This is a genomic window from Segetibacter sp., from assembly GCF_025963695.1.
In the GTDB taxonomy this organism is placed as follows: Bacteria; Bacteroidota; Bacteroidia; order Chitinophagales; family Chitinophagaceae; genus Segetibacter.
The window spans coordinates 63,799-71,021 of the sequence record NZ_JAOQAH010000016.1 but is presented as its reverse complement, the minus strand read 5'-3'; the positions used below and the strand labels follow the sequence as shown (position 1 = coordinate 71,021).

Below are 7,223 nucleotides of genomic sequence, written 5' to 3'. Positions count from 1 at the left end.
GTTGTATTAAGCAAAACAACAGCAGAGAAATTTTTTGGCAATGCAAACCCGGTAGGACAAACAATAAAACTGGCCAAACTTGGAGACTTCCAGGTTACAGGTGTACTAGACATTCCAAAAGGAAAATCTCACATTGATTTTGAAGGTTACCTGTCACTTAGTTCTGTACCCTCTCTTGAAAAATCAGGTAAGTTGACACCAGCAATGGATAAATGGGATGCACAAATTCATGCTTATACCTACCTACAACTAAAAGAGGGCGCTGACAAAAAACAGTTGGACAAAGCGTTATCACAGGTAACGGCAGGGCTGGTTAAAACAACAAAATTACAGGGCAAAGAAAATATAGCATTCGAAGCGCAACGCTTCAACAAAATCGTCCTGGGTGAAGAACTGATGAATGCTTTTGGAAATGTTGGGTCAATGGAAAAAACACTTGGTCCACTTTTGATTGGTTTCATCATATTATTATCGGCTTGCTTCAATTACACCAATCTCTCTATTGCCCGTTCACTAAACCGGGGGAAAGAAGTTGGCATCCGCAAAGTGGCTGGAGCTGCACGTTACCAGGTATTCTACCAGTTTATTCTCGAATCAGTTTTAATAGCATTTCTGTCGCTAGGCCTAGCATGGATTATTTTACACCTTTTACGACAATACGCTCCATTCATGGGCGAGATGTTGCCTGCTGAACCTGGATTGAACAACGGGGTTTATGGCTGGTTTATAGTATTCGCATTATTTACAGGATTGCTTGCAGGCTCATTACCGGCCTGGGTCCTCTCCTCTTTCAAACCTGTTGAAGTTCTTAAAAACCTGTCCAACATAAAGTTATTTGGGGGCAATAGGTTTAGAAAAGGACTCTTCGTCGTGCAGTTCACGCTGGCGCTTGTCACTACCATCTTTACATCTATCTCATCCCAACAATTTAGCTTCATCGCAAACGCTGATCCTGGCTATGACCGTGACAATTTGTTGGTCGTACCGACAGATGGAGCCGATCCGAAAATACTTTCTGCAGAGATCGAAAGAGTAAGCGGGGTGCAAAACGTAACCGCCACTTCAGCCACGTTTGGAAGAAATTCATCAGGCCACATACCCATTAAGTTGCAACCGGGTGCGCAGGCAATGGGAGCAAATTATTACGATGTAGACAGGAATTTTATAAAGGTGATGGATTTGAAAATTGTGGCAGGAGAAAACTTCCCTGAAAACACTTCGGCAAATGAAAAATATGTGCTGCTAAATGAGACAGCTATCCGCACGCTTAATTTTAAAACCCCCGCCGATGCCGTTGGAAAAACAGCCTGGTTAAACGATACTTTACAAGTGCAAATTGCAGGAGTGCTGAAAGACTTTCACTTTCAAACGCTGGCGGTTCAACTAACTCCGTTAGTGGTTCGTAACCGCCCGGATAATGTCAATTTTCTATTGGTAAAAACAAATGAAGCCAATTCAACAGTTGTATCCAAAATAGAAAAGATCTGGAAAAAGAATGCTCCGCAACAGCCATTTAAAAGTAGCTGGTTAAAAGAAGATCAGCTTGAAAGACAAGGTGCAAAAGATACTGTCTCCACACTCGGTTTTCTTGCTTTTATGACCATCACCATCGCTTGTCTTGGCTTGTTGGGAATGGTGATATACAACACAGAAACGAGACGCAAAGAAATAGGCATTCGCAAAGTAATGGGTGCTTCAGTATCGACCATTATTTCATTATTGTCTAAAAGCTTTTTAAAGCTGGTGATTATTGCTGGTTTGATAGCGATGCCAATCGCTTACGTCCTAGGCTTTATGTTCACCCACATTTTTGCCAATCGAATTGATATAGGTTTTGGCAGTTTGATCTTCAGTTTTCTTGGTTTGTTAGCCCTGGTATTAATCACCATTAGTTCGCAAATATTTAGGGTGGCTACGGCTAATCCGGTGGAGAGTTTGAGGACGGAGTAGGTCTGAACCGGGATTTATGGGATTTGTGGGATTTGTGGGAAGACTTGATGGAAGAAGTTGATGTGGAAGATAAAATGTTTAAGATTATTGAAGCGCTACTCCTTCTGTTCGATAAGAAGAAGGAAAGGTGTCCTAAGTACAAACCGCATAACTAAGCCCGAGTTGGGATGTATGGGAAAACGTGATGAATAAGCTGATGTGAAAGATAAAATGCGTAAAAATATTCTAAAGCGCCGCTCCTTCTCTCCGAAAAGAAGGAGAAGGTGGATGAGGCGATGAAAAAAGATTTGCCGTACAAGTGAGTGACACAACGATGTCGAACAAAGAACAAATGATGGTATCCAAAAAAACACCAAAACGTAACAGCAGAAAACTTATTTGAGCTATTACAAGAAAAAGCGCAGTAATAAAATCTTACGGCTAATCGTAACAAAAAAGCCATCGCTTGTACGATGGCTTTAAATTATAATACACTCTTTTCAGGTATTCTTTAATATTCGTCTTCATTAAACATGAAGTCGTCCTGGCTTGGGTAATCTGGCCAGATGTCTTCGATACTCTCGTAAACTTCCCCTTCATCATCTAACTCCTGGAGGTTTTCAACCACTTCAATAGGTGCACCAGAGCGAATGGAATAATCAATAAGCTCATCTTTGGTCGCAGGCCATGGTGCTTCTTCCAGGTAACTGGCTAATTCAAGTGTCCAAAACATCTTTAATGTGTTTTAAATTTTTGCAAATGTAGGGGTATATCTGATATAACCAAATCAACCTTGTGCAAAGGCTTGTTATATTAAAATTTCGCTTTAAAGCACGGCCCTAACGTTGTAACATGTACGTTTGTATTTTATTGATATCTTTCACATAAGGACGTTACATGCTGGTAGCAAAAAATATTTTTAAGAAGTACGGAACGTTGGAGGTTTTAAAAGGCGTTGATCTTACCATAGTTAAAGGAGAAATTGTAAGCATTGTAGGTTCATCTGGAGCAGGCAAAAGTACACTTCTACACATCCTTGGCACTTTAGACAGCGCCGACAAGGGGGAGATTTACCTTGAAGATCAACGGATAGATACCTTACGGGGTAAAGCGTTGGCAAGGTTTAGAAATGAACACATCGGTTTTGTTTTCCAGTTTCATCATTTGCTGCCTGAGTTTAATGCGCTGGAAAATGTTTGCATTCCGGCGTGGATTGCAGGCAAAAGGAAAAAAGAAGTAACCGAAAGAGCAGCCCAGCTATTGGAAACACTACATTTAAATGGCCGGTTAGAAAATAAGCCACAGCAACTTAGCGGCGGAGAGCAACAGCGTGTAGCAATTGCCCGGGCCCTTATAAATAATCCTCAAATTATTTTTGCTGATGAGCCAACCGGCAACCTTGATAGCAAAAATGCAAAAGAGCTGCACGAATTGTTTATTCAACTTCGCGCTCAGTTCAACCAAACGTTTTTAATAGTTACACATAATGAAGAACTGGCAGCAGTAAGCGATCGAACGATCCATATGAAGGACGGAAAAATAATTGATGCCGTAGGCGAAGAAGCGACAATTATTTGATCGGTAAAGGATTTAAACCAACAATAGGCTTTAATCCTTTACACTCGAGCCTTCCACGCAATTTCTTCAACATTTAGCATGTGGCCAATATAGCGAGCCAGCACAAAAAGAAAATCACTCAGGCGATTAAGATATTTAATAACCAACGGATCAATAAAACTTCCTGCTTCCATTATTTGTACGCATAGCCGTTCCGCTCTTCTGCAAACACAGCGTGCAATATGCGCGGTTGAAACGGCCACATGACCGCCGGGAATAATGAAGTTTTTCATAACAGGCAACACTTCATTCATTGTATCTATCTCTTCCTCCAGCATCAAAACATCCGCTTCTTTTAAATCCGGAATCTTCATCAAGGGCTCTTTTTCCGGGTCGCAGGCCAGAGACGATCCTATGGTAAATAACCTGTCCTGTATTTCTTTTAATAACGATTTTAACCGGTTGTCTTGCAGGTGATCATTTACAAGACCTATAAACGAGTTTAGCTCATCGACAGTGCCGTAACTGTCAATACGAATATTGCTTTTTGGCACTTTAGTTCCTCCAATAAGTGATGTCTTACCCTTATCTCCTGTTTTAGTATAAATCTTAATAGCCATTGTAGTTTGTTTTGATTACACTGCCACAAATAGTGTTGGTTGGTGCCCAACACCCGGCAAGGGTGCAGCAATTGTTGCGTGAAATTTTTGTACTTTTTATCGTTGTTCGCCTGCAAAGAAGCGAAGCTATAGAGGCACAGCCTCGCTGGCCATATGAGTGCTTTTTGTAGTATCGCTTTCAATAACACCGTCTCTCAACCTAACTATTCGCTTAGCATACTTAGCAATATCTTCTTCGTGTGTAACCAGAATGACGGTGTTACCCGCCTGCTGTATTTTGTTGAAAATATCCATTACTTCCACAGAAGTTTTACTGTCAAGATTACCTGTTGGCTCATCTGCAAGTATGATAGCAGGGTTATTTATTAAAGCCCGTGCAATTGCCACACGTTGAATTTGTCCGCCACTCATTTCATTTGGTTTATGATGACTTCTGTCAGCAAGACCAACCTTAGCCAACACTTCCATCGCCCTTTCGGTTCTTTCTTTTTTCGGAATTCCGGCATATACTAAGGGCAACGCCACATTCTCCGCTGCATTTAAACGTGGCAACAGGTTGAATTGTTGAAACACAAATCCGATATCTTTATTTCTCACTTCCGCGAGATCGTTGTCAGGCATTTTGCTTACGTCTTTTGCATTTAAGATATATGAGCCGGCAGTTGGACTGTCGAGACATCCTAAAATGTTCATTAACGTACTTTTTCCCGACCCGGAGGGGCCCATCAGCGCTACATATTCATTTTTAAAAATATCGAGATCGATACCTTTCAACACAGGGATGGCCTGGTTTCCCATAAAGTAACTTTTCCTGATATTGTCCAGATGTATAATCAAATTCATAAGTAAGAATTTACCCCAAACCACTAAAGGGTAATGTTATTTAGTTAAGCTCCAGAGGAGGCTACCTGTTTATATAAACATTTAAATAGAACTTCTTAGAGCTCCACCGGAGCTTGCTGCTAACAGGCCACTCCTACGGAGTGATTAACAATTTTGGCTTCCATTTTTTATAAACAGGATGCCCATACAGGGCAAACAAATCCTTAACTAAATAACATTGCGCTAAAGGGGCTTTAGATGAAATGAAATTATTGCCGGTGACCTTTTTTATGTCGTACAAGTGTGCGACGCAACAATGTTTAACAGAAATTCCGGGGGCTCGGCTCCACAAAATTCCTCGTTTCTTCTTCCCTCTTTGACTTAGTGCCTCAATGACTTTACTTATTTTCTGATCACTTTAGGCACTTTAAAAAATCTGTCATCTCTTAAAGGCGCATTCAGCAATCCTTCCTCCCTTGTTATTGAGCCCTTCACCTCGTCGTCTCGTAATATATTTACTTCATCACTCATAAATAGCAATGGCTCTACACCTGTGGTATCAAGCTCATTTAATTTTTCAATAAAAGAAATCATCTTTTGCAGATCGGTCTTTATTCCTTCTTTTTCCCCGGGCTTAAAAGTCAGCCTCGCCAGTGTTGACAGTTGTTCTACCAATTCATCATTTACCTCCATAAACTAACAATTATAAAACAAAAATAACCATTACAGGCAAGTTTAGTCAGAATATGGGAAAGTGCACCTTATTGGTGAAGACTTTTTATAATACCAATCTGTTTCCAATAAAAACACGGTATCTCCCGATGACTATTTTTCCCATAATGGCAAATGATAAACAATACCTTAAATATTTTTTCGTTTTAATAGGTATATGAAAAACCAAAAGACCTTTAAGGTTTTTATCGTAGAGGATGATCTATGGTATAGCTCCATGCTGGAGTATTACCTGTCACTTAATCCAGACTATGTCATCCAAAAATTCGATACAGCCCAATCCTTCCTATCACGACTGCATGAAAAACCCGACGTTGTAACGCTCGACTATTCTCTGCCTGATATGAACGGGGACAAGCTTTTAAAGCAAATTAAAGAAACAAGCCCCGACACTAAAGTTATTATACTAAGTGGACAGGAAAATGTGAAGGTTGCACTTGATTTATTAAAAAAAGGTGCAAATGACTATATCGTAAAAGATGAAGATGCAAAAGACAAACTTTGGAATACCATTATTAACCTTCGTGAAAACATTGAGCTAAAGCAGGAAATAGAAACGCTTAAGGAAGAAGTAGGAAGAAAATACGATTTCAGTAATGGAATTATTGGTAGCAGCCCTGTTATTCAGCGGGTTTTTAGTATGATGGAAAAAGCTGCCCGCACAAATATAACGGTATCGGTAACAGGCGAAACCGGAACAGGTAAAGAACTGGTGGCAAAATCGATACATTATAATTCTCCCCGTAAAAACCTTGCATTTGTAGCAGTAAATCTTGCAGCTATTCCCCGGGATCTGTTGGAAAGCGAATTGTTTGGCCACGAGAAAGGAGCTTTTACCGGGGCTATAGCGCGACGTATTGGTAAGTTTGAAGAAGCCTCGAAAGGAACACTTTTTCTGGACGAGATTGGAGAAATGGACATAAATATGCAAGCCAAATTATTGCGTGCCTTGCAGGAAAAAGAAATTGTAAGAGTAGGTAGCAACGAAGTAGTTAAAATAGATGTTCGTATTATTGTAGCTACACACCGAAATCTGCTTGAAATGGTAAAAAGCGGAACATTTAGAGAAGATTTATACTATCGTATTTTAGGCCTGCCTATTCACCTTCCCCCTTTGAGGGAAAGAGAAAATGATGTGTTGATTATTGCAAAACATTTCATGGACAACTTCTGCAAGGAAAATGCACTACCAAGAAAAAACTTATCGACCGAAGCAAAGAAAAAATTAATGGGACATGCCTTTCCGGGCAATGTACGTGAACTGAAATCGGTTATTGACCTGGCTTGTGTAATGGCTGAAGAAAAAGAAATTGAGGCAGAACATTTAAACGTAGTATCGCAAAATATGAGCAGCGATTTTATGTTGAAAGAAGTAACGCTTAAAGAGTTTACGATTAAATTCATCCAGTTTTATCTTGATAAGTATAACTACGATGTTTTAAAAGTTGCAAGAAAATTAGACGTAGGTAAATCAACCATCTACAGAATGATTCAAAACAAAGAGGTTTTTGTAAATAAAAAATATTCATTTGAAGCAAGCTTCATGAATTAAACACGAAGGAG

7 protein-coding genes are annotated in these 7,223 nt (G+C 39.9%); 3 read left to right on the top strand and 4 right to left on the bottom strand.

From position 1 onward, the window contains the following. On the top strand, nucleotides 1–1,950 hold a 1,950-nt coding region (locus tag JWR87_RS01740), incomplete at its 5' end, for an ABC transporter permease (RefSeq protein ID WP_297814832.1). 490 nt (nucleotides 1,951–2,440) lie between these two features. Here JWR87_RS01740 and JWR87_RS01735 read toward each other — a convergent pair. Further along, nucleotides 2,441–2,662: a DUF2795 domain-containing protein gene (locus JWR87_RS01735; RefSeq protein WP_018611350.1), complete on the bottom strand. Its 222-nt coding sequence runs from the start codon at nucleotides 2,660–2,662 to the stop codon at nucleotides 2,441–2,443. A gap of 164 nt (nucleotides 2,663–2,826) precedes the next feature. Between JWR87_RS01735 and JWR87_RS01730 the strand changes: the two genes are divergently transcribed. Then, on the top strand, nucleotides 2,827–3,507 hold the full coding sequence (locus JWR87_RS01730) for an ABC transporter ATP-binding protein (protein ID WP_297814831.1): 681 nt from the start codon (nucleotides 2,827–2,829) through the stop codon (nucleotides 3,505–3,507). A gap of 38 nt (nucleotides 3,508–3,545) precedes the next feature. Here JWR87_RS01730 and JWR87_RS01725 read toward each other — a convergent pair whose 3' ends face one another. The 3 genes from JWR87_RS01725 to gatC all read right to left on the bottom strand — a co-directional run bounded on the left by JWR87_RS01725 (nucleotide 3,546) and on the right by gatC (nucleotide 5,621). Then, nucleotides 3,546–4,106 carry a cob(I)yrinic acid a,c-diamide adenosyltransferase gene (locus JWR87_RS01725; RefSeq protein WP_297814830.1) on the bottom strand — a complete coding sequence of 187 codons (561 nt, stop codon included), beginning with the start codon at nucleotides 4,104–4,106 and terminating at the stop codon, nucleotides 3,546–3,548. Nucleotides 4,107–4,232: 126 nt separating this feature from the next. After that, nucleotides 4,233–4,949 (bottom strand): ABC transporter ATP-binding protein, encoded by a 717-nt coding sequence (locus tag JWR87_RS01720; RefSeq protein WP_297814829.1) that lies wholly within the window; start codon nucleotides 4,947–4,949, stop codon nucleotides 4,233–4,235. Between the two features lie 381 nt (nucleotides 4,950–5,330). Next, nucleotides 5,331–5,621: an Asp-tRNA(Asn)/Glu-tRNA(Gln) amidotransferase subunit GatC gene (gene gatC, locus JWR87_RS01715; protein WP_297814828.1), complete on the bottom strand. Its 291-nt coding sequence runs from the start codon at nucleotides 5,619–5,621 to the stop codon at nucleotides 5,331–5,333. Between the two features lie 196 nt (nucleotides 5,622–5,817). On the opposite strand from gatC, the gene JWR87_RS01710 reads away from it, so the two are divergent. Further along, nucleotides 5,818–7,212 (top strand): sigma-54 dependent transcriptional regulator, encoded by a 1,395-nt coding sequence (locus tag JWR87_RS01710; protein WP_297814827.1) that lies wholly within the window; start codon nucleotides 5,818–5,820, stop codon nucleotides 7,210–7,212. The last annotated feature ends 11 nt before the right edge of the window (nucleotides 7,213–7,223 follow it).

What these genes read in the sequence shown, in the direction of transcription:
- JWR87_RS01725 (WP_297814830.1), bottom strand. Translation starts at nt 4,106, where the DNA reads ATGGCTATTAAGATTTATACTAAAACAGGAGATAAGGGTAAGACATCA.
- JWR87_RS01735 (WP_018611350.1), bottom strand. Translation starts at nt 2,662, where the DNA reads ATGTTTTGGACACTTGAATTAGCCAGTTACCTGGAAGAAGCACCATGG.
- gatC (WP_297814828.1), bottom strand. Translation starts at nt 5,621, where the DNA reads ATGGAGGTAAATGATGAATTGGTAGAACAACTGTCAACACTGGCGAGG.
- JWR87_RS01730 (WP_297814831.1), top strand. Translation starts at nt 2,827, where the DNA reads ATGCTGGTAGCAAAAAATATTTTTAAGAAGTACGGAACGTTGGAGGTT.
- JWR87_RS01720 (WP_297814829.1), bottom strand. Translation starts at nt 4,949, where the DNA reads ATGAATTTGATTATACATCTGGACAATATCAGGAAAAGTTACTTTATG.
- JWR87_RS01710 (WP_297814827.1), top strand. Translation starts at nt 5,818, where the DNA reads ATGAAAAACCAAAAGACCTTTAAGGTTTTTATCGTAGAGGATGATCTA.